20 protein-coding genes and 1 pseudogene are annotated in these 26306 nt (G+C 44.3%); 18 read left to right on the top strand and 3 right to left on the bottom strand.

What is annotated here, in order from left to right:
* Positions 1-66 precede the first annotated feature (66 nt).
* The gene (locus ACZ439_RS07120; RefSeq protein WP_127608289.1) at positions 67-1371 is read left to right on the top strand and encodes an ABC transporter substrate-binding protein; all 1305 of its coding nucleotides are present in this window, start codon (positions 67-69) and stop codon (positions 1369-1371) included.
* A 362-nt stretch (positions 1372-1733) separates the two neighbouring features.
* Here ACZ439_RS07120 and ACZ439_RS07115 read toward each other — a convergent pair whose 3' ends face one another.
* Positions 1734-1865, bottom strand: coding sequence for a hypothetical protein (locus ACZ439_RS07115; RefSeq protein WP_464620817.1), 132 nt, complete (start codon positions 1863-1865; stop codon positions 1734-1736).
* A gap of 3 nt (positions 1866-1868) precedes the next feature.
* On the opposite strand from ACZ439_RS07115, the gene ACZ439_RS07110 reads away from it, so the two are divergent.
* Together ACZ439_RS07110 and ACZ439_RS07105 are read left to right on the top strand one after the other, a co-directional pair.
* Positions 1869-2162 (top strand): hypothetical protein, encoded by a 294-nt coding sequence (locus ACZ439_RS07110; RefSeq protein WP_464620816.1) that lies wholly within the window; start codon positions 1869-1871, stop codon positions 2160-2162.
* Between the two features lie 345 nt (positions 2163-2507).
* Complete coding sequence (locus ACZ439_RS07105; RefSeq protein WP_464620815.1) at positions 2508-3446, top strand: NAD(P)/FAD-dependent oxidoreductase; 939 nt, start codon at positions 2508-2510, stop codon at positions 3444-3446.
* Positions 3447-3463: 17 nt separating this feature from the next.
* Here ACZ439_RS07105 and ACZ439_RS07100 read toward each other — a convergent pair whose 3' ends face one another.
* On the bottom strand, positions 3464-4270 hold the full coding sequence (locus ACZ439_RS07100; RefSeq protein WP_127608287.1) for a DUF2161 domain-containing phosphodiesterase: 807 nt from the start codon (positions 4268-4270) through the stop codon (positions 3464-3466).
* A gap of 237 nt (positions 4271-4507) precedes the next feature.
* Here ACZ439_RS07100 and ACZ439_RS07095 point away from each other — a divergent pair, with 237 nt between their 5' ends.
* On the top strand, positions 4508-6403 hold the full coding sequence (locus tag ACZ439_RS07095) for a PrkA family serine protein kinase (RefSeq protein ID WP_127608286.1): 1896 nt from the start codon (positions 4508-4510) through the stop codon (positions 6401-6403).
* 72 nt (positions 6404-6475) lie between these two features.
* Here the strand turns inward: ACZ439_RS07095 and ACZ439_RS07090 are convergent, their stop codons facing one another.
* Entirely contained in the window at positions 6476-8020 is a 1545-nt protein-coding gene (locus ACZ439_RS07090) for an ATP-binding protein (RefSeq protein ID WP_464620814.1), read from the bottom strand.
* A gap of 222 nt (positions 8021-8242) precedes the next feature.
* Here ACZ439_RS07090 and ACZ439_RS07085 point away from each other — a divergent pair, with 222 nt between their 5' ends.
* From ACZ439_RS07085 to ACZ439_RS07020, 14 genes and pseudogenes are all read left to right on the top strand, one after another.
* Positions 8243-9007 (top strand): tyrosine-protein phosphatase, encoded by a 765-nt coding sequence (locus tag ACZ439_RS07085; protein WP_054799861.1) that lies wholly within the window; start codon positions 8243-8245, stop codon positions 9005-9007.
* 260 nt (positions 9008-9267) lie between these two features.
* Complete coding sequence (locus tag ACZ439_RS07080) at positions 9268-11685, top strand: S-layer homology domain-containing protein (RefSeq protein ID WP_464620813.1); 2418 nt, start codon at positions 9268-9270, stop codon at positions 11683-11685.
* Positions 11686-11815: 130 nt separating this feature from the next.
* Complete coding sequence (locus ACZ439_RS07075) at positions 11816-12580, top strand: YveK family protein (protein ID WP_054796076.1); 765 nt, start codon at positions 11816-11818, stop codon at positions 12578-12580.
* Positions 12561-13262 carry a CpsD/CapB family tyrosine-protein kinase gene (locus ACZ439_RS07070; protein WP_054796077.1) on the top strand — a complete coding sequence of 234 codons (702 nt, stop codon included), beginning with the start codon at positions 12561-12563 and terminating at the stop codon, positions 13260-13262. Before ACZ439_RS07075 ends, ACZ439_RS07070 begins: the two co-directional genes overlap by 20 nt.
* Positions 13263-13289: 27 nt before the next feature.
* On the top strand, positions 13290-15113 hold the full coding sequence (locus ACZ439_RS07065) for a polysaccharide biosynthesis protein (protein WP_054796094.1): 1824 nt from the start codon (positions 13290-13292) through the stop codon (positions 15111-15113).
* Positions 15114-15972: 859 nt separating this feature from the next.
* Positions 15973-16653, top strand: coding sequence for a PIG-L deacetylase family protein (locus ACZ439_RS07060; RefSeq protein ID WP_054799864.1), 681 nt, complete (start codon positions 15973-15975; stop codon positions 16651-16653).
* 22 nt (positions 16654-16675) lie between these two features.
* Positions 16676-17497: a formyltransferase family protein gene (locus ACZ439_RS07055; protein ID WP_054796078.1), complete on the top strand. Its 822-nt coding sequence runs from the start codon at positions 16676-16678 to the stop codon at positions 17495-17497.
* A 2-nt stretch (positions 17498-17499) separates the two neighbouring features.
* Positions 17500-18159, top strand: coding sequence for a sugar transferase (locus ACZ439_RS07050; RefSeq protein ID WP_464620812.1), 660 nt, complete (start codon positions 17500-17502; stop codon positions 18157-18159).
* Positions 18156-19034, top strand: a complete 879-nt coding sequence (locus ACZ439_RS07045; protein ID WP_464620811.1) for an NAD-dependent epimerase/dehydratase family protein — start codon at positions 18156-18158, stop codon at positions 19032-19034. The genes ACZ439_RS07050 and ACZ439_RS07045 overlap by 4 nt, the downstream gene beginning before the upstream one ends.
* 4 nt (positions 19035-19038) lie before the next feature.
* Positions 19039-20316, top strand: a complete 1278-nt coding sequence (locus ACZ439_RS07040; RefSeq protein ID WP_464620810.1) for a glycosyltransferase family 4 protein — start codon at positions 19039-19041, stop codon at positions 20314-20316.
* Positions 20313-22163, top strand: coding sequence for a heparinase II/III family protein (locus ACZ439_RS07035; protein ID WP_464620809.1), 1851 nt, complete (start codon positions 20313-20315; stop codon positions 22161-22163). The genes ACZ439_RS07040 and ACZ439_RS07035 overlap by 4 nt, the downstream gene beginning before the upstream one ends.
* Before the next feature lie 38 nt (positions 22164-22201).
* Positions 22202-23422 (top strand): nucleotide sugar dehydrogenase, encoded by a 1221-nt coding sequence (locus tag ACZ439_RS07030; protein WP_464620808.1) that lies wholly within the window; start codon positions 22202-22204, stop codon positions 23420-23422.
* A 365-nt stretch (positions 23423-23787) separates the two neighbouring features.
* Positions 23788-24009: pseudogene (locus tag ACZ439_RS07025) on the top strand (UDP-N-acetylglucosamine 2-epimerase); the annotation flags it as partial.
* A 97-nt stretch (positions 24010-24106) separates the two neighbouring features.
* Positions 24107-26221, top strand: a complete 2115-nt coding sequence (locus ACZ439_RS07020) for a bi-domain-containing oxidoreductase (RefSeq protein WP_464620807.1) — start codon at positions 24107-24109, stop codon at positions 26219-26221.
* The last annotated feature ends 85 nt before the right edge of the window (positions 26222-26306 follow it).

The following is a 26306-nucleotide window of genomic DNA, read 5'->3' as shown; positions in this document are numbered from 1 at the left end:
GCATTTTATACAATAAACTTGTAAATCATAAATAAAAATGGTTCAGAAATAAGGGAGGTTACTTCGATGAATGCAAAGAAAATCGTAAGCTTGAGTCTGGCGGCCATTATGGCGATGTCCGTTGCCGCAGGTTGCGCTAAGAAAGAGGAAGCGCCAAGCACGGGCGGAACGGAAGGTAATGCCGGAGCGGCGAAGAACGTCACCCTGAAAATGTTCCAGTTTAAAGTGGAAATCGCCGAGCCGCTTGCCAAATTGGCAGCCGAGTACGAGAAGGCGAACCCGGGCGTAAAAATTCAAATCGACACCGTTGGCGGCGGCGCGGACTACGGCGCAGCGCTGATGGCGAAGTTCAATTCCGGAGATAAACCGGATATCTTCAACAACGGCGGTTTCTCCGATCTTGACAAATGGATTGAGCACCTGGAGGATCTCTCCGCAGAGCCATGGGTGAAGGACCTCGTCGACGTTGCGAAAGAACCGATGACCAAGGACGGCAAGCTGTACGGTCAGCCGCTTAACCTGGAAGGGTACGGCTTCCTGTATAACAAGGACTTGTTCGCGCAAGCCGGCATCACCGAGACGCCGAAGACGATCTCGCAGCTCGAGGATGCGGCGAAGAAGCTGCAAGCCAAAAACATTACACCGTTCGTGAACGGTTATGCGGAATGGTGGGTGCTTGGCAACCACTTCGTGAACCTGCCGTTCGCTTACCAACCGGATCCTAACAAATTTATCGCCGACTTGAACAGCGGTGCGGCTAAAATCCCGGGCAACCCTGTGTTCGATCAATGGGTGAAATTGTTCGATCTGCAGCTGCAATACGGCAACAAAAACCCGCTGCAAACCGACTACAAAACACAAGTGACCGAGTTCGCGACAGGCAAAGCGGCGATGACGCAGCAAGGGAACTGGACGCAGCTGCAATTGACGCAGACGAACCCGAACCTGAAGGTCGGCTTCCTGCCGATGCCGATCAGTGACGACGCAGCGGCGAACGACAAGCTGCCGGTCGGCGTACCGAACAACTGGGTGATTAACAAAAACTCGCCGAACAAAGAAGAGGCGAAGAAGTTCCTTAACTGGCTCGTAACGTCCGATATGGGTAAAAAGTACATTGTTGAAGAGTTCAAATTTATCCCGGCGTTCAAATCGATTCCAGCTGACGAGAAGATTCTCGGACCTTTGGCAGCCGACATTATCCGTTACAGCAAAGACAACAAAACGCTTAGCTGGAACTGGTTCAAATTCCCGGGCGGCGAAGCGTCCAGCAAGAAGTTCGCGGCTACGATGCAGGCTTATGTCGCGAAGCAAAAAACGAAAGATCAAATGCTGACCGAGTTCCAACAAACATGGGACAGCTTGAAAAAATAAGGTCGATTCAAAGACACCGGTCCGGTTACAGGACCGGTGTCTTTTGCAATCCATTCGGGAGAGTTTCCGGGAAATAACTGCGCTTCATACAAGAGAAAGAAGCAGGCGCCCGATATTGCGCTCAAACGTCGCGAGAAAGCGGTTTTTACGGCTTCCCTTCCGGAGCGGAGACTAGAGCCGGCGTCGTACGAACGGTACGCGCCCCGGTTTGCTGCAGGCGAGACTTGGAGCGGCGGTTGAGGCGGGCGTATCGCTATTCATTCACTTTGCTTTCAGTTCGGAGCTTCCATGTTCGGTGTCTTTCTTTACCTGAGGCGGTTGACCGAAAGTATGGCCATTAACGGCATCTATTACGCAGTTAACTACACTTCCGTTATTTTCTCATTCATCATCGGGGGTGGCAGATCAAGCAAAATGATCGCATGGTCGGCTACCGTATCGGAATCGGCATGCATGCCGTCTTTTATTTGTCCGTCGTGTTTACGGGAGAACATCTCGTGAATTACTATCTCCTGTTCGCTGTCTGCAACGGGATTGCAAGCGCTTTCTATTGCGTAGGTTATTTGACGCTCGTGTATGACGTATCGACCGATACGAACCGGATCCGGTTGATCAGCCGGCCAAGCGTGAACGTTATCGTATTAATCGCCAGATACATGGTGGAGAACGCAGGCATTGAAGTGCTGCCCTGGGTACTGCTCGGCAGCTCCGCGCTGCAAATCGCGCTGTACGGGTTGATCGAGGCGGATCGCGTTCCGGAACCTTCGCCATCGCACACGACGGAGGGGTAAGGCCGGAGAGGCTGGAGAATATATGGCAAGTTTACCTCCCGCGGTACTGTTTTTCCTTTTGATGGTGATAGTAAAACTTCTCGCTTTGCCAAGAGCCTTTCCGTTTATAAATGTTTTTCATTAAGCGATGGTACATCCACATAAGCGTTCGAAGCAAGATGACCCCTCCTATACAAATGACTCCTACCAATTTAGTGTACATTAAAAACTGGGGATAGGCCAATTTACCTAGTTATAAAGTTTAGATTAGGCTTTTAGGTCTACGTGAAGCATCATGCATGGAATGTCCATCCTTATGGGGAAACTAGTTGTAACTGAACGGGGAGAGGAAGGAGCATTCTGCTTATGTACGATTGCATCATTGTCGGCGGAGGGTTTGCCGGGCTTCAAGCGGCGATTCAGCTAGGCCGTTACGGCCACCGCGTCAAGGTTGTGGACAAGGGTTACGGCAGGTCAACGCTATGCCGCAGCTACCGGAACCTCATCGGTTGGCCGGACGGCGTCTCCGGACAGAAGCTGCGGCGGCTCGGACAGCTCCAGGCGCAGCGGTTAGGGGTGGAGTTCGTGCAGGATGAAGCGCTTGCCGCCGCGCGCGACGGGGAGACGTTCGAGGTCGCCTTATACGGCGGTGGGAGCGGAGGGGTCCTGAAGGGCAGAACGCTGCTGATCGCGACAGGCATTGCCGACCGCTATCCGGCCTTACCCGGATTGGTAGAGAGACTCGGTTATAGCGTGTATGTATGCCCGGATTGCGACGGCTACGAGACGGTCGGCAGACGAACGATCGTGATGGGGGCGGGCGAAGCCGGCTCCGGAATGGCGCTCGCGCTGAAGTATTGGTGCGATGATCTGGTGTATGTCAATCATGAACGGAAGGCGACCCGCAGCGCGCATAGGGGAAAGCTCGAGGAGCTTGGCATTGCATACGTGGAGGCGGAGATTGCTGAAGTCTTAGGAAACGGAGGTTCGGAAGAGGGAGCCTTCGGCGGCGTTCGTTTAACGACGGGCGAGACGATACAGGGAGAACGGGGATTCATCGCCTTCGGCGGGAACAGGGTTCACTCCGATTGGGCGGTCTCGCTCGGCATCGAGCGGATGGAGAACAAACACATCGTCACCGACCCGCGAACGAAAATGACCCAGGTGCCCGGCGTATGGGCGGCCGGAGACATCGGCGTGCATGCCGAGCAATCGGTCATCGCCATGGGCGAAGGGTCGCAAGCCGCGATTTGGATTCACAAGGAGCTGCTCAAGCGGGGAGCCCGACGGCACATTCAGGGTTGAAGCGCAGGGCTGCGCGGTCACACGGAGCCGCTGAGGCTGCCGATGGGTTCGGCTGCAGCTTCGTTCGTTTCCCCGGTTAGGGGGACGGGTTCCAGCCGGAATGCCTGGACGACATGAGCGTACGTCAGCAGCGCTTCCTCGCCCTGCGGGGTGAGCTGGTATACGCCTCGTTCCACGCGTTGAAACCAGAGGTATACGTTCTTCTGGAGCATGGCGGCCGAACGGCTGTTTCCGGTCATGTCGCGCAGCTTGCGCGGAGACATCGGTCCGTACTGCCTTAGCAGTGCGGCGAGGTGCAGCGATTTCTCGCGATACGCGGTCACGAGCTTGCGCTTCGAGCTCCCGCCAACGTTGTAGTCGCCCTGTCGTTCGCGGAACTCCTGCTCCAGCTTGCCGGCCGCATATTTGCTCGTTCTGGGCCTCCGTCCGTTTCCGGCGCTCAGCCGGCCTTCGGCCGCTTCGGGCGGATGACATTCAACCTCGACGCGAGGTTTTTTTGTTTTGTAGAACTGCACGGTCATCATCCCGAGCCCGAGCATGCCGCATAAGGTTCGAAGCTCGGGCCAGCTTGCACGGTGAGGCGCTCTGCCTTTGTCCGGCTTCTCGAAGGCGACGTAGACGGTGCGAGACATCCGCAGCCGGTCGATGGCTTGCAGCAGCAGCGGAATCGAGAAGCTTCGCTTCAGCTCTACGATAAGCGGCGGCTCGTCGCCGCGGATCGCGACCAAATCGCAGTGGCGCACCTCGCCCCGCACCTCATAGCCGAGCTGCTCCAGGTAAGTTTTGACGGGGGCGTACAGCTCGGTTTCGCTTTTGATCGCCACTCGGGTCCGCACTCCTTCCATCGGTTGTTAACTACAGCCATTATAGGCCATATCCAACAATTTGTCTAAAAATTTCGGTCAACTTCGTCCGCTTTCCTGCATAGGTATTTAATACACTTCGGATTACTGAAAGAGGGTTCCCGATGTCGATACAAAGGATGTTATTGCTGCCCTTATCCTGTACCGATGCTCATGAAGCTGGTTTTGCGCCGCAAAGCCCGGAGGAGGTTATGAATCATGAATATATTCAAGAAAATTGCCGATTATCGCACGGAAACCGAAAGACTGGCATGGACCGGTACCTTCGCCGAGTACCTGGAGAAGCTCCGCGACAATCCTCGACTTGCCATGACGGCTCATGCGCGCGTGTACGAAATGATCGCCTCTCATGGAATTGTAGAGGAGAATGGGCATCGAAAATATCAATTTTTTGAGAAAGAAATTTTCGGGCTCAATCATCCGATCGAGAAATTGGTCGAAGAATACTTTCATTCGGCGGCAAGACGTCTGGACGTCCGCAAACGCATCTTGCTGCTGATGGGACCTGTCAGCGGGGGGAAATCGACAATCGTCACGATGCTTAAGCGCGGGCTGGAGCGATATTCGCGTACCGACGAAGGCGCCGTCTTCGCGATCAAGGGCTGCCCGATGCATGAGGAGCCGCTGCACCTGATTCCGCTGGAGCTTCGGCCGGATGTGGAGCGGGAGTTCGGCGTGAAGATTGAGGGCAACCTGTGCCCGTCGTGCCAAATTCGGGTTCGGGAGGAATATGGGGGGCGCATCGAGGACGTGCTGGTGGAGCGGGTGCTTATTTCCGAGGACACCCGTACAGGGATCGGGACGTTCAGTCCTTCCGATCCGAAGTCGCAGGACATTGCGGATTTGACGGGCAGCATCGACTTTTCCACGATTACGGAGTTCGGCTCCGAATCGGATCCGCGCGCATACCGTTTCGACGGGGAGCTGAACAAGGCGAACCGGGGGTTAATGGAGTTCCAGGAAATGCTGAAGTGCGACGAGAAATTTTTGTGGAACCTGCTTTCCTTGACGCAAGAAGGCAACTTTAAAGCGGGGCGGTTTGCGTTAATATCGGCAGATGAGCTTATCGTGGCGCATACGAACGAATCCGAGTACAAGTCGTTCATTGCGAACAAGAAGAACGAAGCGCTTCAGTCGCGTATGATCGTCATGCCGATCCCGTACAACCTGAAGGTATCGGAAGAGGAGAAAATATATGGGAAGCTGATCCAGCAGAGTGACATGAAACACGTACATATCGCTCCGCATTCGCTGCGGGCGGCGGCGATCTTCTCGATTTTGACGCGCTTGAAGGAATCGAAGAAGCAGGGGATGGACCTCGTCAAGAAGATGCGCATGTATGACGGGCAAGAAGTCGAGGGCTACAAGGATGCCGATTTGAAGGAGATGCAGAACGAATTTCTGGAGGAAGGCATGACCGGGATCGACCCGCGTTATGTCATCAACCGCATCTCCAGCGCCTTGATTCGTCACGACCTGGAGTTCATTAACGCGCTCGACGTGCTTCGCGCCCTGAAGGACGGTCTCGATCAGCATCCTTCGATTACGAAGGATGAGCGTGAACGGTACTTGAACTTCATCTCGATCGCGCGTAAAGAGTACGACGAGCTGGCGAAGAAGGAAGTGCAGAAGGCGTTCGTTTACTCGTTCGACGAGTCGGCCAAGACGCTGTTCAACAACTACCTCGACAACATTGAAGCTTACTGCAACTGGGGGAAAATTAAAGACCCGCTGACCGGCGAGGAGATGGACCCGGACGAGAGGCTGATGCGATCGATCGAGGAGCAGATCGGCATTTCGGAGAATGCGAAGAAGGCGTTCCGCGAAGAAATTTTGATCCGCATGTCCACGTACTCCCGCAAGGGGCGGCGGTTCGATTACAGCAGCCACGAGCGGCTGCGCGAGGCGATTGAGAAGAAGCTGTTCACCGATCTGAAGGATATCGTGAAAATTACGACGTCCACCAAGACGCCGGATGAAAATCAATTGAAACGGATCAACGAAGTGATCAAGCGGCTTGTGGAAGAACACGGGTACACGACAGCCTCGGCTAACGAGCTGCTGCGTTATGTGGGAAGCCTGCTGAACCGATAGTCCTGCCGGCGTTACAACGGAAAAGCCTGCCGAAACCTTGTGAGGTATCGGCAGGCTTTTCTCATGAGGGTGCTAACAAGGAGCGGAATCAGCCGCGGGCATATAAATCTCAACCGTCGTCCCTTTTCCGACTTCGCTGAATATTTTCATTTTGCCCCCGTGGCTTTCGATGATTTTGAACGTGACCATCAGGCCGAGGCCTGTGCCCTTCTCCTTCGTCGTATAGAACGGCTCGCCCAATCTCGGAATGCGATCCTCCGGAATCCCGCAGCCCTGGTCGGTGAAACGCATCAGGACATAACCGTCCTCTTGTTTTTTGAATTGAATGCGGATTTCGCCGCCTTCTTCCATGGAATCTACCGAGTTGTTCAAAATATTGATGAACACCTGCTTGATTTGATTCTCGTCGCAATTGATGAGCGGCACGTCGTGATCCGTTTCGGTGACAATATTGACGTTATGGATAATCGCTTGGGAACCGATCAGCAATATCGTATTGTGCAAAATAACGGCCGCATCCTTCGGCTGGAACTTGACCGATTGCGGCTTGGCGATGACGAGAAATTCGCTGACGATAAAGTTGATGCGTTCGAGCTCCTCCATCATGATGTTGAAGTAGTTGTCGAACCCGGCTACCCGGGATTGCATCAACTGTACGAACCCTTTGAGCGAAGTCAGCGGATTACGGATTTCGTGCGCGACACCGGCCGCGAGTTGTCCGACGATGGACAGCTTCTCCGAACGGATGAGCATTTCTTCCGCGCGTTTGCGTTCGCTGATGTCCTGGCCGATCATATAGACGCCTGCGATCTGTTTGCCTACGAAGATCGGGAAGTTCAATACGCTCAGCTCGACCAGCCGGTCCTCATTTTTGTGCCGGAACGAAAGCTCGTAATGAGGGGTCGCGCCTTTCAGCGTTTCGAAGAAGCTCTGCGACCAACGGGCGTAATGTTCCGGAACAAGCAGCGTATCGATCGTTTTGTGAAGCAAATCTTTCTCCGTATAGCCGGCAACGGCGAACATCGCCGGGTTTACGCTGGTGATGTGCCCGCTCAAATTGAGCGAGCAGATCGGATCGGGGTTATGCTCGAACAACGATTTATACCGCAGCTCGCTTTCTTCGAGCAGAATCTCGGCTTTTTTTTTCTCGTAAAGCGCTTTAATCATCGCATATGAACGGGCAAACCGATAGTCTTCTTCCTGCGCCAAGATCGTTTCGAAGATGTCGTCGTCCTCTTCCGGGATGCCGTGGTCCAGATCTTTCATCTTGCGTAAGAGATTGATGACGTTGGTGACATGTTCGCCTTGTATCCATGCCGCCGACGCGGTCTTGTAGGAGGTGGAGGAGCCGGTTTGCAGTTTGACGACGCCTTTGCGCGGATCATATTCTTTCACATGGTTCATGTTCACGACGTTCATCTGATCGATCAAACGAAAGCCTTCTTCGAACAGACACTCTTCGAAAGCTTCGAGGGAGGCAGCCCAATAAAATTTATCGTTCGCCGTATGAACGATGTATTCTTTATCGCGTATGCTTTCGATCTTCACGACTTCATCCGACGGAATGATCAGAATATCGGAGCTTCTTTTATCACGAACAACTGGAATTTTCTGCATGAAATGAGATCACCTGCCTGTCGCATTCATTTCATTATAACATGGATGGTAGTAACGTAACAGTTCACAGTCATTCATTATACTGCTTGTCGATTTGTGAAGTAAATCCCAACATTGAAATGGTGCGAAAATTCACAGAAAACGCGAATGACAAACGTGTTCCCGAACCTCTATAATTAATTATGCAATAAAGAATGATATGAAGGTAGGGAGAATGGAAACTTGATTGATATACATACGCATATACTGCCCGGTATCGACGACGGCGCTGCGGACGAGCGTCAAGCCCTTCTCATGGCTCGAGCGGCCGAGAAGGAAGGCATACATACCCTCATCGCTACACCTCATCATTATAACGGAAAATACACGAACCCCGGCGGTCAAGTTCGCCATAACGTCGCTAAGCTGAACACGCTGCTGGAGGAGAACGCTATATCCGTCAAGGTGCTTGCCGGGCAAGAGGTGCGGATTCACCGGGACCTGCTGGACGAGCTGCAGTCCGGCCATGCGATTACTTTGCATGATACCGCTTATCTGCTCCTTGAGCTGCCGTCCGCCGACGTGCCTGCTTACACGGAAGAAATGATTCATGAGCTGAGGCTCATGAACCGCATTCCGATCATCGCCCACCCGGAACGCAACGCAGTTCTTGCCGCATCTCCCGATAAGCTGGCCCGCCTCATCGATCTGGGCGCCCTGGCCCAGCTTACGTCCCATTCCGTCAACGGCGCCTTCGGCCGCAAGCTGCAGAAGCTATGCTTCGCTTGGTGCGAGCAAGGCCTGGCTCACTTTATCTCATCCGACGCTCACAATGTCGACAGCCGGGCGTTCGCCCTTCGTCAGGCCTATTCGCTGGTGGCTGAGCAATGCGGGGAGGCCAGGGTGGACTATTTCACAGAAAATGCGAGAAGAATCATTCATAATGAAGAAGTCCCGGTGCTTGCGCCCCAAGCGCATAAGAAGAAATGGTGGAGCTTCTGGTCATAGCGACACGGTTCCCGGGAACTAAAAAAACGTTTAGATTTAACAATATTTATTGACCGACTTATCCGATCATGTTAACATTTTTAAAGCAAGATTGAAGAATGAGTATAAAGAACTATGCAAATAGATCTATAACTGTCGATAAAGTTATATAGAAGGTGAATCTCTCTGTTCGCTATATCTTACAGCCGCACAGGTACGGGATGATGTGTCTTCGACTATTACTTTATACATAAAGTTTGACGAGGAGAGGAATGTGAATAGTGAAGAAGAAGGTATTAGCCACTACAGTAGCTGCAAGTTTAACGTTTAGCGCATTTGCAGGCCTGCCGCTGAGCAACAAAGGTTTGTTCGAGAAGATTGGGATTAGCACGGCTTATGCCGCAACGGATATTGATGATGTTGCAACGAGGCTGCAGCAATACCGGGCATTCCTGTGGGACGACGCAACGGAAAAGCAACCGATCCGCGATGCCCGCGCCAAGCTTAAAGCGATTGACGATGTAGCCTTGGTACAACCGCTTACCGATAAGATTGGTCAGGACATTAGCTCGGCCAAGGTTTTGAATTTGTTTGCGAGTCTCGGCTTGTTCTTTAATACGAACAAAGAAGCGGCTTACGATTATTTAAACGATCCGGTCATCCGCCAAACCTTGAATGACTTGGCGAATAAAGCCCACACGGACTTGAACGATCCTCAATTAACGATCGATGAAGCGATTAAATACGCGCTTGCGGTTCAAGATTCGCTGCTGACTCAGATCAGTAAGAAGTCTCTTGCGCAGCTGGCTGCATTAGCCGTTGACGAGAACAAAATGAAAGTCGAAATTAAAGCTGCTATTAAGAAAGTGATGGATGATCCAAACAATTATTTCAGCACGGTTTTGAAAAAGGTTAATGAATCGAACCCGATTAATGAAGAAGATGTAGCCGATGTGGCTATGAATCTCATCAATGAAGCGGATCCTGAACATAAGGCTTTGGAAAATATAGCTCTTTCCGTTCTGCGTTACGAGGCGGCCACTTCGGTAGGCAATGTCGTAGAATCCGGAACAAGCGGCTCTACCAGCTTTACCTTTGATGTTATGGGACAAAAAGTGCCGGCAGCTATTTTGGATTGGAGCTTCGAGCCTGCGAACGGCAACGCTGCCATTTCGTATGATGAGAATACAGGCAAAGTGATGGCAAGCACCAAGACGGAAGGCACTTATACCGGCGAAATTTATGCCCGGATCCAATTAGTCGATACGCTTCCGTTACATAATAAAGTTTTACTGAAGAAAGAAATCACCTTGTCTTATGACGACGGCAGCGGCGGCGGTGGCGGCACGGGCGGTGGTGGCGGCGGAACGCCAAGCAATCCGACCAGCCCGCAAGTCGATACGGTGAACAAAGAATTGGATAATGCGGCTAAAGAGCTGGAGAAGCTGGATGCTGCCGGCAAGAAAGCGTACCTCGACAACCTGGCAGCTAAAGCGGCGGAAGCTCTTGAGAAAGCAGCGACGATCGATCTTTCCGGTAAAGTTACCGTGACCGGAGATAAAGCGGAAGTGAAAATCGAAGCGGCCGCTTTGGTTAAACAGATCCAAGCGCTCGCGGAGCAAGCCAAGCAATTGACGGACAAGCTGAAAGCGCTAGGTGCAAACACCGCAGGCCTGAAAGTGGAGCTTAAGCTCTCGCTGGGCAACATCAATGCGAAGTCCGTAGCGGTTCCGCTCGCGAAAGACATCTTGGCGGCTGCGCAAAGCAATGGTGTAGCGCATGTCAAAGTCGAGTTTAACGGCATCGGTGTTGCTCTCAGCCCGGATGCGTTTAAAGGCGATACCACCTTGGATGTGCAAAACCTGGATGCGTCCGTAGCAACGGCTGCCACGGACTTGCCGGTCGCTTCTGTGGTGCTTGATTTTACGATTACAGTTGACGGCAAAGTCGTATCCACCTTCAGTGAACCGGTCCAATTAAGCCTCCCGATCAAGGATGCTTCCAAGTTCGATAAAGAAAAACTGACACTGGCGAAAATCGTTGACGGCGCACTCGTGATTTACGGCGGGATGTACGATGCAGACACGAACCAGCTAACGGCCAACCGCAGCGGATTCTCGTCCTATACAGTCGTCGAGAACAACGTAACCTTCGATGACACGGCATCCGTTAAAGCGTGGGCCGGACGTCAGATCGAGGTGGCAGCGGCTAAGGGAATCGTCGAAGGTCGCGCGGACAAGCAATTCGTTCCGAATGATACGGTGACTCGTGCAGAGTTCGCGAAAATGATCATCAATACGTTCGGTCTCGATGTTCCGAATGCAGCAGAAAGCTTCGACGACGTGAACGATTCCGACTGGTTCAAGCCGTATGTGGCTTCGGCAGTGAAGCACGGTCTTGTGAACGGTCGTTCCGAAGGCCAATTCGATCCGAACGGTAAAATTACGCGTGCCGAGATGGCTACTATTGCAGCCAGAGCCTTGACAGCTGTGAAGGATCTGGCGCCGGTCGCCGATGCGGATGCAGCGTTGAAAGCATTCAACGACAGCGCATCGATCAACGCATCGTTGAAAGCGGGTGTCGCATTGTCCGCATCGCAGGGCATCATTGTCGGCGAAGAAGGCGGGGCATTTAATCCGAACGCTAACTCCACCCGTGCGCAAGCGGCAGTCGTCATTTATCGTTTGCTGAATAAGTAATTTACTATCATGTACCTCCCTCCTTGCGGGGGGAGGTACACTCTTTGAGAAGACACAAATGGTAAATTTACCCGTGTTAAATGCTTCGAGTTTTAGACAATAGGTGTCTTGCTAGGGATGGGGGAACATAATGGAACTCGATTTGCGGGATTACATCAAGATCATTCGCAAACGGATCTGGTTAATCCTAATTTTTGTACTGGTCTGTACCATTTCGACCGGCGTAGTTAGTTACTTTTTCATAGCACCTGTTTATGAGGCTTCTACCAAATTAATTGTGAATAAATCGAATGAGCAGCAAGGACTCCAGCAAGTCGATATCAACTCGGTCAACTTGAATATTCGGTTGATCGATACGTACAAGGAAGTCATCAAGACACCGCGTATTATGGGGAAAGTGGCGGCGGAGTATCCGCAGTTCAATCTGACTGCTGAGCAATTAATCGATAAGGTTCGGGTAAGCTCCGTCAATAATACGCAAGTAATGACGTTAGTCGTTCAAGACAACTCATACAATAAAGCGGTAGACATTGTGAATGCCGTTTCGAAAGTGTTTCAAGATGAGATCCCATCCATTATGAAAGTGGACAATGTTTCTCTGCTTAATGAAGCGGTATATGTGGATAATCCGGTTCCAGTAAAGCCGAATTCGAACTTAAACATTGCCATCAGTTTAGTCGTCTCGCTGATGATTGCCGTCGGACTTGCTTTCGTCATGGACTATTTGGATGACTCGATTAAGACCGAGGAAGATATCAAGCAATATCTCGATCTGCCGACTGTGGCGATGATCGCAAGAATTAAGCCTGAAGATATGGTCGGCACGAAAGCCACTTCCGCGTCTACAAGATCAGGACAGGTAGGTGAACCGTCACGTGTTACCATCAACCAATAATCGCAGGCCGATCATTACACACGAGAATCCGAAGTCGCCGATTTCGGAGGCTTACCGGACACTGCGTACGAATATTCAGTTCTCTGCAATCGATGAGGAGCTGCGTGTCATTATGGCAACCTCGGCCGGTCCGGGAGAAGGGAAATCGACGACGTTAACGAATTTGGCCGTCGCTTATGCGCAGTCGGACATGCGAGTGGTCCTAATCGATGCGGATTTGCGTAAACCGACCATGCATCATACTTTTTCTTTGTCTAATCGTATGGGCTTGACCTCCGTTCTTTCCGGGCAAGCTGAACTGGATGAAGTCGTTCGGGAGTCTTATATTCCGAACCTGAACTTGATTACATCCGGTCCTATACCGCCGAATCCGTCAGAAATGCTGGCCTCCAAGCGGATGACCAAGCTTCTGGATGATCTCAAGGAACGGTTCGATGTCATCTTAATCGATGCGCCGCCTATATTGGCCGTTACCGATTCGCAGATTGTCGCTACCAAGTGCGATGGCGTTATCCTGGTGATAGACTCGGGGAAAGTCAAGCGCGACATGGCGATTAAAGCCAAGGCCCATCTGGAACATGTGAAGGCCCGGATCTTGGGCGTCGTTCTGAATAATATGGATCGGAAGAATGCGGAGTCGTATTACTATTATTACTACGGGGCTCCTGAGTCCAAAAATTAAATTGTAATGATTAATTGGGGGATGGACATGAGTTACGAGAAACGGCTATCAATGCTTGTCATGTTGGACATCATGATTATATGGTTTAGCATCATGACATCGTATGTACTGCGTTTTGACGGGCAAATTCCATCCTCTACCCTTACGCAAGCGATGCTCTACGGCGTCATTTCCAGTATCGTATGTTTCCTCACGATGCGTTATTTCAAGCTCTACAACCGGGTATGGCAGTATGCCAGTGTTCATGAAATTGTAGCTATTTTCAAATCGGTCACCATAGGCGTTATTATTTCATACGCGCTTGTATATTTGTTTACGCTGCAAAGAGTTCCGTTATCTGTGATGCTTCGTAACTACGAGACTTTGATGCTCATGATCGGCGGCTCCCGGTTTGCTTGGAGAATTGTACGGGATCGCTTCTTCTTAAAGCCGAGAGAGACCAAGAAGCATGCCCTTATCTATGGCGCCGGAGACTGCGGGGCGATGATTGCGAAAGAAATGCTGAATCAACCGGATGCCGAACTCTATCCGATTGCCTTTATTGATGATGACAAGACCAAACATAAGCAGCGCATACATAACCTGCCTGTTATCGGGTCGAGAAAAAATATTAGCGACCTTGTACATAAAATGAACATTCATGAGATTGTGATCGCCATTCCTTCTTTATCCAAGAAAGAGATTGCCGAAATTATTGAAGTGTGCAAGTCGACGAAAGCTAAACTGAAAATTATTCCGAGACTTAACGATCTGATTAACGGCAAAGTAACCGTTAAAGAAATTCGGGAAGTCGAAGTTGAAGATTTATTGGGTCGAGACCCGATCAAGGTTGACCTTGAGGGTATTGCGAATTATGTGGAAAATAAGATGGTCTTGATTACGGGAGCCGGCGGTTCCATCGGGTCCGAGCTGTGCAGACAGATTGCTCCCTTCCATCCGAAATGCTTACTGCTATTAGGACACGGAGAAAACAGCATTTACAACATCGAGATGGAGCTGCGCAGGAAATATCCGGCATTACCGATTGAGACCGTTATTGCCGATATACAAGATAGAGAAAGAATTAACGAAGTGTTTCAAACGTTTCGCCCAGAGGTCGTTTTCCACGCGGCGGCGCATAAGCATGTGCCCCTGATGGAACGCAATCCGGCGGAAGCAATCAAGAACAATGTGTTCGGTACGAAGAACGTTGCGGAGGCGGCGGACCGCTTCGAAAGCGAAAGATTCGTGCTCATCTCCACGGATAAAGCGGTCAACCCGACCAGTATTATGGGGACGACCAAACGTATTGCGGAAATGATCGTTCAGACTCTGGACAAGACAAGTAAAACGAAGTTTGTAGCCGTACGATTTGGCAATGTTCTCGGAAGTCGCGGTAGTGTAATTCCGTACTTCAAACAGCAAATTGCACTAGGAGGTCCGGTTACGGTTACCCATCCCGACATGATCCGTTATTTCATGACGATACCTGAAGCTGTGCAGCTAGTCATTCAAGCCGGTGCTCTAGCGCAAGGTGGAGAGGTATTCATCCTGGATATGGGCGAGCCGGTGCGAATCGTACAACTGGCCGAGGATTTGATTCGTTTGTCCGGGTTTGAGCCGTATGAGGACATTGAGATTCAGTTCAGCGGTATTCGGCCCGGTGAGAAGCTATTTGAGGAGCTCTTAACCGATGAGGAAGGGATTGGCTCTACGAAACATGACAGGATCTTCATCGGAAAACCTACGTTTGTTAACCAATCGCAGCTTGAGTTTGAGCTTAAGAAGCTGGAGAGAGTGTTAATCGAAGATCGTGCCATGATCAGAGAGTATTTGAAGAGTATGGTGCCGAGCTATTTGAATGTTTCGTAAATCCATACATATATATTAGCGCTATTGGGAATGGCTTTCTTCATAATAAGGGGGCCATTTGTAGTTTGTATGATAAACAGAAGATAATCATTAGCATTAAGCATAATTGACATATTAATAAATTTTTTACTTACAATGACACTACATTGAGAGAGTAGTGTATTAAGAGAAAAAGATGGTCTATGTAGAATTTAATTCACTTTGTGACTATTCCACAGGTCTGTATTAGTTATTGTACATGAACGAATGGTAATTACCTATGGAGAGTGACGTGTTATTACGTTACTCTCGCTGTGTGAGATGGATGGAGACTTAAAGACAAGCAAGTAGCTGTTATAGATGGCAAGGTTGATGTAGCATTCATCATAAGAGCGTCAAAAATGAAACTAATTAAGATGATGGTGAAGTGCGGTCCTGTTTGCGATTTAAAATATTGAATGTTAAATCGGAAGGGACTATTTGAGATAGATATTAGGTATGAAACATAGGTGTAGCAAGGTTTTTGGGAGTTTTGAGCAGATTTAGGAGAATGATTGAATGGTAGAGAAATAGAAAGGAAGACGGTTGGGGTTAGAAGTATAGTGAAAAAATTTATTGATTTAGTATGGTTGATTGGATGGAGTTTGTGACGTGGGTATGTGGAGTAGATGGAATTAGTATTTAGTGGGTAAGTAGTTGGTTGGATTATGTTGACATCCCAGTTAAGTACTAGCCAACTAAAGTTCAATCTAAAGGCTGGATTTATAGGTTGCAAGAGTTGAAATTACAACAAGCCTTGTAGTTAGTAATACTCATAGAAAAAGTTGGGGATGGGTTTATAGTTAAGTAATTAAATCAACCATAAGCGAGGTAAATAATAATGTCATATATAGTTGTTGTTGCACACCCAGATGATGAAGTTTTGGGGGCAGGCGCTACCATGTATAAGCTTGCTCAAGAAGGACATTCAGTGAATGTTTGCATCTTATCGGGTGATGTTAATGCAAGAAATCACCGACCAAGCACGGAAGAGTTAAATGAAGATGTGAACAGTTCTATGAATATTTTAGGCGTTGATAAAGTTATTACAGGTGACTTTCCAAACATTGAATTTAACATGGTACCGCACTTAAAGCTTGTTCAATTTATAGAAAAAGCAATTATAGAAACAGAAGCGGATGTAGTTTTTACGCATCATCCAGCAGACTTAAATAATGATCATCTGCATACTTCCCTTGCTTGCCAAGCAGCAGTGAGGCTATTCCAACGCAGAAATGATGTTACGCCGTTAAAAGAACTGCTTTTCATGGAAGTGCCATCATCTACAGAATGGGGATTAAATAAAACAATAAACCAGTTTTCACCGAATACTTTTATTGAAGTTGGTGAAGTGAGTGTTGATAAAAAGATAGAGGCTCTAGCACAATATCGCGGAGTTATGAGAGATTACCCTCATCCTAGAAGTAATGAAGCAATTAAGGGACTAGCTGCTTATCGTGGTGGACAAGCTGGGATGGTTTATGCTGAAGCCTTTGAAAGTGTATTTAGACGTGGATTCTAGATATTAGTGAGGATGATATAGGTTGAAGAAGAAAATAGCATTTGCTACTTGTGTTCGATTGGGGCTAAGTTGCATTGAAGAAATATATAGAATTGGCGGGAACATGGACTTACTTATCACGCTTAAGGATGAAAAAGCAAAGAATAAGTCTGGAAGAATATATCTTGATGATATAGCAACAGAACATAGTGCTCCGCTTTTGAAAATCGATAATATAAATGATCAAGAAGTTCTTAATGCTTTGAAAGAACATCAAATTGATTGGCTATTCATCATTGGATGGTCACAAATTGCCAGGAAAGAAGTGCTTGAAACACCTACGTATGGCTGCATTGGAATGCACCCTACTTTATTACCAGTAGGTAGAGGGAGAGCAGCAATACCATGGGCCATTATTAAAGGATTAAAAGAAACGGGTGTAACGATGTTTAAGCTTGATGAGGGTGTTGACACTGGAGAAATTATTGGTCAAGCTGTTATCAGTCTTGATAAGAACACAACAGCAACTGACCTTTATCAAAAAGTGGATGCTATGCATATTACTCTTATTTCAAAGTACTGGGATGATATTGTCAATAAAAACATCACACTTACAAAACAGAATGAATCTGATGCCACTGAATGGCCAGGAAGAAAGCCAGAAGATGGTGAGGTTTTAAGTAGCATGACTATGGATGAAGCAGATAAATTGGTTAGAGCAGTCACACATCCTTATCCAGGTGCTTTCTATATTAATGGAGGTAAGACTTTCAGAATTTGGTCAGCTAAGACGAGTGAACACGAAGGTGAAATAAAACTTAGCGATGGGTATTTGATTCCTATTGATTATGAGGTAGAGGGATAGCGATGGTCAATAAGAAACTTCAAAAAATAATCAAGCGTGTATTTGATATCGTGGTCTCTTTAATAGTACTTGTAATGTTTCTTCCTTTATGGATTGTAGTTGCAGTTTTAATTAAGGCTACTTCACCTGGTCCAGTGTTCTTCTTACAAGAAAGACCGGGGCTTCACAAGAAAATATTTAAGGTATACAAATTTCGAACTATGCGACTTGGGTCCGAAAAAATGGTTAAAGGAAAAGAGGTTATGAAAGATGATGATCGCATAACTTCAATTGGTAAATTTCTAAGAAGAAGTAAAATTGATGAAATTCCCCAAGTGCTAAATGTACTGAAGGGAGAAATGAGTCTGGTAGGCCCAAGACCAGAGCGGATCGCATCCCTTGTCGATTACACAGATGAAATAGCCAAGAGACTAAATATGAAGCCGGGGTTAACTGGATTGGCACAAGTCAGTGGTAATATCTACATTCCATTGGAGGATAGATATGAGTTTGATGTTTATTATGTTGAGCATTACAGCATGTGGCTTGATTTTCAGATAATCATTAGAACTGTGGGTGTTGTATTACTCGGTGAAGATCGATACGTCGATAAATATATAGTAGATATTCATCAAGGAGCTACTGAAGCAGGTGCTACTCAAGAGGAGACTAATTCGAAATGAAAAAGATCCTTATAACAGGAGCTAATAGTTATATAGGTATATCTTTTGAAAAATGGGTTTCACAATATCCTAATAAGTATTCTGTAGATAAAATTAGTTTGAGAGATGATCAATGGAGAGAAAAGTCATTTGGGGGATATGATGTGTTGCTTCATTTGGCTGCAATTGTTCATGTCAAAGAACATGATACATCTAAGTACTTTAAAGTAAATAAAGATTTAGCTGTTGATATCGCAAAAAAAGCAAATCAAGCAGGTGTGAAGCAGTTCATATTTTTAAGTACTATGGGAGTTTATGGTACTGAAACAGGATATATCACCAAGGATACTGTGCCAACACCAAAGACTCCTTATGCTAAGTCAAAATATGAAGCAGAGCAACTCTTATTAGAGATGAATGCTAGGGACTTTAACATAGTAATTTTAAGGCCTCCGATTGTATATGGTAAGGATTGCGTAGGGAACTATCCAAGGTTGGCAAATATGGCGCTTAAATTACCAATTTTCCCTAATATAAATAATCAACGTAGCATGATATATATTGATAATTTATCGGAATTCATTCGATTATTAATTGATCATAATGTTGGCGGAATGTATTTCCCGCAGAATAAGGAGTATGTAAAAACTACTAAATTAGTAAGACTTATTGCAAAAACTCATGGTAAGGAAATGCAGGTCACAACCGTGTTTAACTGGGCTATTGCAATAGGACTTAAACTGTCTGAGACATTTAGAAAGGTTTTTTGCTCTTTTGTTTATGATAAAGGAATGCCAGGTGGACCAGGGACTTTGATGAATGGAAAAAGTATAGATTATGAGACAGTATCATTTGAGGAATCGATAATAGTAACAGAAAAGAATATAGGTGATTAGAATTATGGTGGACAATAAAGATTATAAGAATATTTGGGTTTTTCATCATTATGCAACCCCACCAACAATGAATGGCTTTACAAGACCGTACAACTTTGCGATAAACATGAACGATGAAAATTATAAGACCACTGTCTTTGCAGCATCATACCTTCATTTTTCAGACATTAATTTAATTAATGATAGTACTCCATATGTCGTAGAAGATCACTCAGATGTTACTTTTGTATTTGTAAAAACGCCTTCCTCAGCCAAAAACACCTTGGCAAGAGTAAAAAACATGGCGGCTTATTATAAACACTTATTTAGTGTAGCAAAAAAATATTCTGATAAATTTGGCAAGCCTGATTTAATTATTGCGTCGTCCCCTCATCCTTTAGCAATGATTGCTGGAATCAAAGTTTCAAAAAAATTCAACGTTCCTTGCGTTAGTGAGATTCGAGATTTATGGCCCGAGGCGATATTTGCATTTGGAAAAACGAAAGAAAGTAGTATCCTAGGAAAGTTGTTCATTGTTGGGGAACATTGGATTTATAAGAAAGCAGACGCATTAATATTTCTGAAAGAGGGAGATACGGACTATCTAAAGGATAGAAAGTGGACCACAGAACAAGGTGGAGATATTGACTTAAATAAGTGCCATTACATAAATAATGGTGTAGATATCGATGCGTTTAATCTGCAGATTGAAAATAATGTCTTACAAGATCAAAACTTACTGGAAGGTAAGTTTAATGTTGTTTATACGGGGGCGATACGTCCGATTAACAATGTAGGAAATATCCTTGATGCCGCTAAGTTGTTAAAAGAACATGAAAACATCCAATTCTTGATTTATGGAGATGGTAATCAATTAGAAGCTCTAAAGAAGCGTGTTATTGACGAAGGGTTAAGTAATGTCAAAATGAAGGGATATATAGATAAAAAATATATACCTTATGTACTAAGCAAGTCCTCAGTTAATATATTGAACTATTCCCAAACAAGATATAATTGGTCAAGAGGGAATAGTTCAAACAAGCTGTTTGAATATATGGCATCAGGAAAACCAATTATATCGACTGTTAAAATGGGTTATTGTCCACTAGAAAAACATAAATGTGGGTTGTCATTAGAAAAAGATACTCCTGAAGATTTGGCAAAAGCTGTTATGCGCATTTATGAAATGCCAAAAGAAACATACAATAAGATGAGTGAAAACGCTAAGAATGGTGCGAAAGATTTTGACTATAAAGTATTAACGAAAAAATTGATTGCAGTAATGGAGAATTTAATTTCATGATAAAAATAATTGAATCGCTATTAACTGAATATGGTTTAAAGTGGACAATCAATCGTGCACTGTATTCAGCCAAACTAAAAATGATGTCCGCAATTCCTGCTACGGAAAAATTTTATGAAAAAAATGTGAATGTTAAAAGAATTGACATATTCGAATTTGATGTTTCTTCGATTAGAGCCTTCTTAAGGGAATTATCTGAAGAGAAAAAAACAGAAATAATTTCTAGAGCTGATAAAGCCATTAATGGGGTTGTTACTGGTTTTTCTTCAATTGAACTAGATTATGGAAGCCCAATTAACTGGCATTTGAATCCGTTAACAGGAGTTGAAAGTAGAAAAGATGATAAATGGTATCAGATACCAGATTTTGATGCAGAATTAGGGGATATAAAAGTTGTTTGGGAGGCATCTCGATTTACACACTTCTTTTATTTTGTTAGAGCATATTTGTTAACCGATGATAAGAAATACTATGATGCATTTTCAATCCAACTAGAGGATTGGTTAGAAAGTAACCCTTATCCATATGGTGCTAACTTTAAATGTGGGCAAGAATGTACCCTTCGAATGGTAAATGCACTTATGGCTTATACGGTATTTAAGGATTGCGGAATTATATCAAAGGATGATCAAGAGAACGTAACAAAACTAGTTGAAGTAAGCTATAGGAAGGTTTTATCAAACTTTTTTTATGCCCATAAATGTATCAAAAACAATCATACATTTTCAGAGATTTGTGGATTAATTGTTGGTGCTTGGTGTTGTGATAATGATCTCGCTGTCAAAAAGGCCTATGAATTACTCGATAAAGAGATCATAAATCAGTTTTTACCGGATGGTGGTTTTGCACAATACTCATTTAATTATCATAGATTCACCCTTCAGATTATTGAGTGTGTTTATAAAATCAGCGAAAAAACTCAGTTGTACATTACTGAAAAAGATAGAATAAAAAATAGTGTTCGTTTATTGTACCAAGTTCAGAATGATAACGGAGATGTGCCAAACTATGGTTCAAATGATGGAGCACTTATATTTCCGGTAACATCATGTGGTTACCGTGATTTTCGTCCAGTCTTGAACACGGTGTATGCATTAATTGAGGGAAAAAGACTTTATGAAGTTGATGATTATGATGAAGAACTATTATGGTTTGGGAGAAACACAGAACTACCACTCGAAGACATAGAGCGGAAAACATCGATTTTCGATATTTCTGGATTTTATACCCTTCGTCATGACAGTGGTTTTTTGATGATTTGTCTGCAAAATTTTAAGTCAAGACCTGCCCACATGGATCAACAGCATATAGATTTATGGCATAAAGGAATTAATGTTCTCTGTGACAATGGCACTTATTCTTATGCTAGTGACCTTGGTAAAGCACTTTCTTCTACTATAGGTCATAATACTGTAAAAGTTTCTGGTATTGAGCAAATGAATAAAAAAGGTGCATTTTTGGTGACAGATTGGACAAAGCGTGAAGGTGTAGGTTGTGGAAATACTAATTTTAGAGGGACTATGATTTCAAAGAACGGCTATGAACATAGCAGAAACATTGAAAAAACTGATCAGGGTTATTTGATTACTGATGATGTTATTGGTGATGGAGAGTATTGCGAGTTTTATTTTCACACCCCGTGTGATGTCAAAATAATTGCAACAGGATTTGAACTGTACGATGAAGGTCAGCTTATATGTAACATAACAACGGATGGGGATGTAGAAGTAAATAAAGTCTATCGGAGTTTATACTACTTAAAAAAAGACGAAATAAACTGTGTATCGGTTAGAAGATCTATGACTGAGAAAAAGTGCAGTATGAAATTTAATATAAAACTAAGATGAAGAGTGCTGGATGGAAAAGCTGAAAGGAAGGTATTTAAATGATCAATATTGTTGGACTTGGTTATATAGGCTTACCCACAGCTCTTATGTTTGCAAAAAGTGGGATTAAGGTAGTAGGAACCGATAACAATGCTAATCTAGTAACCTCATTAACAGAAGGCAGGCTTACTTTTGAAGAAGAGGGGTTAGAGGAACTTTTCCAAGAAGCTCTTTCATACGGAATTGAATTTACAACGGAATATCAGAAAACACATACTTATATCCTTGCAGTTCCAACACCTTATATCCAAGAGAGTAAGAAACTTGACCCGAAATATGTTATTTCAGCAGTAAATAGCGTTCTTGATGTCTGTGAAAAAGGAGCAGCATTAATTATTGAATCAACAATTTCACCGGGTACAATTGATAAATATATTCGCCCTGAAATAGAAAGAAGAGGTTATGTTATTGGGGAAGATGTACACTTGTTACATGCTCCAGAAAGAATTATTCCAGGGAATATGATCTATGAACTTGAACACAATTCAAGAACGATAGGTGCAGATAATCCGGAAATTGGTGAGAAAGTTAAAGGGTTATATACGAATTTCTGTAAGGCAGAAATCGTGGTGACGGATATTAGAACAGCGGAAATGTCTAAGGTTGTAGAGAATACTTATCGAGATATCAATATTGCTTTTGCTAATGAATTAGCTAAAATTTGTCGTACCGATAATATGGATGTATATGAGATTATTAAAATTGCAAATAAACATCCACGAGTCAATATATTACAACCCGGTCCAGGTGTTGGAGGTCATTGTATTTCAGTTGACCCATGGTTCTTGGTTGGAGACTATCCAGATCTAACCAATCTTATTCTAACGGCCCGAAAAATCAATGATTCTATGCCTAGACATGTACTAGGACGAATCAGAGATATTATGAGAGAACACGGTATAAAAGATATATCAAAAGTTGGTCTTTATGGATTAACGTATAAAGAAAATGTCGATGATACAAGAGAAAGCCCTACACTCCAATTGTTAGAAAGAATGGACGAACACTTAGCCTTTGGAGTAAAAGTATTTGATCCATTTGTAAAGAGAAGAATTGTAGACCATCAATTTATGAACTTTGAAGACTTTTTAAATGAGATAGAGATCCTTGTTATTATGGTGGGACATGATCATATTAAAAACTATATGGATCTTGTTAAGAACAAACTTGTTCTTGATACCAAAAACATCTGTGACTTTGAAGGTTCATATAAATTATAATGTGAAGTTGGTTGATAAAGTAATGGTGACATTTGGAAGGATGCCAGAAGCTATTAAGCTGTGTCCTTTAGTGAAAGAACTAAAAACTAGAGATAAATTGGATACTGTTGTGTTACAGGTCAACTAGAGAAATGTTAGATCAAGTCTTGAATGCATTTAATTTGTACCAGATTATAATTTATCTATTATGAAGGCGAAATAAACACTATTTTATGTAACTGTTAATATTCTTGAAAAAATGAAAAAAGTCTTAGAAGAAGTAAAGCCGGATTTAGTTTTAGTTCATGGCGATACTTCCATTTGTAAGAGCTTTAGCATGTTTCTACTTATAAATTCCTGATGGTCACTTTCTTTCAAGATCATATCTAATAATGACTGATAGCGGTGGCATACAGGAGAAACACCCAAGCCTTGGTAAGCCTGCTCTTGTTATGCGTGATACAACAGAACAGCCAGAAGGCGTATCAGCTGGTACCTTGGAATTTGTTGGAATTGATGAGGAAGTTATTTACCAGACTCTTAAATTGTTACTTGAAGATAAAGCAGAGTATGGAAAAATGAGTCAGGCAAGCAATCCATATGGTTAGCTAGTAAGAAGATAGCTGATATACTGGAGTGTGGTACTACAAAACTTTAGAAGATAAATAACAACTTGAAATATGCTGAAGAAAAGAGGTTATGGAATTGAAACAATTATTTTTAATGGTAAATGACGGTACTGTTAAATTGATAGATACACCACACCCTACAGTTAAGGATAATCATGTAATAGTTGAAACTTACTATTCAGTTATTAGTGCTGGCACAGAGAGAGGACTTACTTCCTTTGGTGGTAAAAATCTGATTCAAAAAGCTTTGGAAAGACCAGATCAAGTAAAAAAGGTCACAGAGAAAATGTCAACAGATGGTTTTTTGACTACACTTGATGCTGCATTTACACGTCTTAATGAACCAATGCCGATGGGATACTCAGCTGTAGGTAAAGTTATAGCTTGTGGGCGTGGTGTAACAGAAGTTGAAATGGGAGATATAGTAGCTATGGCAGGACAAGCCTATCATAGTGAAGTTAATCGTGTAAATAAGAACCTTATAGCAAAAATTCCAAAAGAGTTTTCAGATTATCGCCAGGGAGCTTTGTGTGCATTAGGTGGTATAGCGTTGCAAGGTATTCATCAAGCCCAAGTTGTTCCAGGCGAGACGGTGGCTGTGATTGGACTTGGACTTTTAGGTCATATCACATCTCGTATATTGGATGCTTATGGCTGTAATGTCATTGGATATGATGTTGTTGATAAATCACTACCAGCAACAAATCTTAAGGCCTTTGTTAACTCTACTAACGAAAATGCTGAAGATATAACAAAATCTCTTACAAAAGGTAGAGGCGTAGATAAAATTATCATTACTGCTGCAGCTAATAGTAATGCACCAATGGATTTAGCGGCAGCAATTGCTCGTGATAGAGGTACTATTTGTATGATTGGTGTAACTCAAATGAATATTGACAGACGTCCATATTACGAAAAAGAGTTAACATTTACGATTGCTCGTTCTTACGGTCCAGGAAGGTATGATTCTAATTACGAAGAAAAGGGAATAGACTATCCAATTGGTCACGTTCGTTTTACAGAAGGGCGTAATATTGAAGAGTTTATGCGATTAATTATAGAGAAAAGAGCAGATTTTTCAGATCTGATTACGCATGTGATAGAGTTTGAAAAAGCTGATGAAGCTTATGAAATGATAACCACTAATAAAAAGAACGAGAGTTATATCGGCATTTTATTAAAGTACTCTCAAAGTGAATCAAAGTGGGAAAATACTATCTATAGTGCCAAGAATGTAATAGATAAAAAGTTAATTTCTGTTGGTTTAATAGGTGCGGGAAACTTTTCCAAGAATACATTATTACCCATAATGAAAGAAACTGGACTATATTACTTAAAAGCTTTAGCTACTACAGGTGGAATCGGCTCAGCACAGGCTAAGCATGTATTCCCTTTTGACTATGTTACCAATGATTATACCAAATTACTAACTGACAATGAAATTGATTTGATAGTAATTTCCACCCAGCATAACAGCCATGCTAAGTTTATTATAGAAGCTCTTGAAGCAGGAAAGCATGTCTATTGTGAGAAACCGCTTTGTCTGACGATTGATGAACTCGATAAAATAGAAGCTGTGTACAAAACCTCAAAAGGCGAACTATTCTGTGGTATGAATCGTAGACATGCACCTCTTATCCAACAGATAAAGAAGAACCTTTCTACGGATACAATACCTGCAGTTTATGATTATATTTGTAATGCAGGATATATTCCGGAAGACCACTGGACCCAAGATGAAAAAGTTGGAGGAGGAAGAATTGTTGGGGAAGCATGTCATTTTGTTGATGTCATTCAGTATCTTGATGGGAGTGAATTATTATCTTTGACTTTAAGTTTTGCACAGAACGAGGCTTATCCAAAGAAAGATAATGCCATAATTTCATTAAAATTTAAATCAGGTGCAGTTGGAAATATCCTTTATACCTCAATGGGTTCTAAAAAATATCCCAAAGAGCAGTTGCGTGTTTTTTCAAATGGTAAAGTTTGTGAGATGGATAATTATATTAAAATTAATCAATACGGAAGTATAAAGAAAACGAAAATGAAGCTAAGACAGGATAAAGGTATAAAGAATGAGTATGAGTATATAAATAAGGTACTGAAAGGTGAAATTAAGAATACTGTAATTAAGGATGCTTTTGTAAATCATAGAATGTTGTTTGAGGGGATTCGTAATGATTTTGCTTAAAAATATGATGGATACTTTTGACTTGTTGAATACTAAAAAGGTTAAGCTGTTAAATAAAAATAATAATCTGATGAAATTAGAGCAT

It is taken from the genome of Paenibacillus sp. JCM 9796 (genome assembly GCF_055379675.1).
This window is presented reverse-complemented; position numbering and strand designations above follow the sequence as displayed.

Coding starts and splice junctions, on each gene's coding strand:
- ACZ439_RS07060 (WP_054799864.1), top strand. CDS start 15,973: ATGTCATATATAGTTGTTGTTGCACACCCAGATGATGAAGTTTTGGGG.
- ACZ439_RS07105 (WP_464620815.1), top strand. CDS start 2,508: ATGTACGATTGCATCATTGTCGGCGGAGGGTTTGCCGGGCTTCAAGCG.
- ACZ439_RS07035 (WP_464620809.1), top strand. CDS start 20,313: ATGATAAAAATAATTGAATCGCTATTAACTGAATATGGTTTAAAGTGG.
- ACZ439_RS07090 (WP_464620814.1), bottom strand. CDS start 8,020: ATGCAGAAAATTCCAGTTGTTCGTGATAAAAGAAGCTCCGATATTCTG.
- ACZ439_RS07115 (WP_464620817.1), bottom strand. CDS start 1,865: ATGTTCTCCCGTAAACACGACGGACAAATAAAAGACGGCATGCATGCC.
- ACZ439_RS07120 (WP_127608289.1), top strand. CDS start 67: ATGAATGCAAAGAAAATCGTAAGCTTGAGTCTGGCGGCCATTATGGCG.
- ACZ439_RS07030 (WP_464620808.1), top strand. CDS start 22,202: ATGATCAATATTGTTGGACTTGGTTATATAGGCTTACCCACAGCTCTT.
- ACZ439_RS07050 (WP_464620812.1), top strand. CDS start 17,500: ATGGTCAATAAGAAACTTCAAAAAATAATCAAGCGTGTATTTGATATC.
- ACZ439_RS07065 (WP_054796094.1), top strand. CDS start 13,290: ATGAGTTACGAGAAACGGCTATCAATGCTTGTCATGTTGGACATCATG.
- ACZ439_RS07045 (WP_464620811.1), top strand. CDS start 18,156: ATGAAAAAGATCCTTATAACAGGAGCTAATAGTTATATAGGTATATCT.
- ACZ439_RS07095 (WP_127608286.1), top strand. CDS start 4,508: ATGAATATATTCAAGAAAATTGCCGATTATCGCACGGAAACCGAAAGA.
- ACZ439_RS07040 (WP_464620810.1), top strand. CDS start 19,039: ATGGTGGACAATAAAGATTATAAGAATATTTGGGTTTTTCATCATTAT.
- ACZ439_RS07075 (WP_054796076.1), top strand. CDS start 11,816: ATGGAACTCGATTTGCGGGATTACATCAAGATCATTCGCAAACGGATC.